Source organism: Enterovibrio coralii (assembly GCF_001559595.1).
GTDB lineage: Bacteria > Pseudomonadota > Gammaproteobacteria > Enterobacterales > Vibrionaceae > Enterovibrio > Enterovibrio coralii.
The window spans coordinates 1-1156 of record NZ_LNTY01000048.1 but is presented as its reverse complement, the minus strand read 5'-3'; the positions used below and the strand labels follow the sequence as shown (position 1 = coordinate 1156).

Here is a 1156-nt window from a genome sequence, read left to right as displayed (position 1 = left end):
TACGTACCCAACAGCTTGAGGCATCATCGCTGTTGCCATAGCGGTCCCACGGGAACTGCACTTTAACGCGCCCATGTTCATCACAATAGATTTCTTCGCTCTCTGGCCCTGTGACGGTGGCGATTTGTGGCCCTTGGACACACGGTTTAGGTTGCGGAGTAGGTCGCCACGGTCGGTGGTTGGGAATGACAGAGAAGGTATTGTGGAAGGAGGTCATGCCCTCAGTGCCATGCTCTTCCAAGGCTTGTGGTTGCGTGCCTTCAAAGGTGGTACTGACCACTGTCCACTTACGGTTATTGCCAGGGTTCGGGTGTTCAATCAGTGAAAAGACGTGCCCAGGATACAGGCACGGGACATTGCTGGTGGCATTGGCCGTTATCGCATTGCTACGAAGGTGTTCAAGGCGGTATTGGGTGAAGGGCTTGCCAGTCGTGTCAGATTTGTAGCGACCGGGGTAATCAAAGTGCTCATAGGTACCCCGTTGAAAGGCCATCTCGGTTCCAGAGGCGTCGTGTAAGAACCCATAAGCCGGCTTTTTGAAACTGTAGTCTTTGAGCTGCACCGAAGAAGGGCGTACTTGTGTGACATCTTGCCAACCTTTGATAAAGGGCTGGCGATGAAAACCCCCTGACGTGGCGTTGTATTCCAAGGGCTCACTGAGGGTTGGTAAGGCCTGCATTTCATCGGTAAAGAGCACCGTATGGCCGTTTTCATTGTGGAAGAAGGCATAGAGCAACCCCTCTTCAGCCGCGATACGCTCGATAAACGCCAAGTCTGATTCGCGGTATTGCACACAGTATTCTCTGGGCTCAGGCGTACCTGAAAGCGAAAAGGCGTAATCATCAATACCCATTTCTTGCAGCAAAATACTGATAATGTCCGGCACAGTCTGTTGTTGGAAGATACGGCTGTTTTGACGCAATGAAAGTCGTGAAAGGGCAGGCACCATGTCTAGTGCATAGTGAGTGTGATGTGCTCCGGTATCACCAACCGTAAACGCGCGCACCACACCGTGAAAGCGTTGCTCAATCTCGCCGTCTTGCCAAATCGACAGGCACACATTGCAATCGACCGTGTCCATGGCCGTGAGCGTTTCAACCCTACTGGCAAGTGACACTTGAAATTCAAAAGGTGCTGAGAGTGACGCATGGCCACT

1 protein-coding gene is annotated in these 1156 nt (G+C 52.2%); it reads right to left on the bottom strand.

What is annotated here, in order from left to right:
* Positions 1–1156 (bottom strand): type VI secretion system tip protein TssI/VgrG (gene tssI / locus ATN88_RS17120; protein ID WP_157490746.1); only part of this gene is annotated, 1156 nt, incomplete at both ends.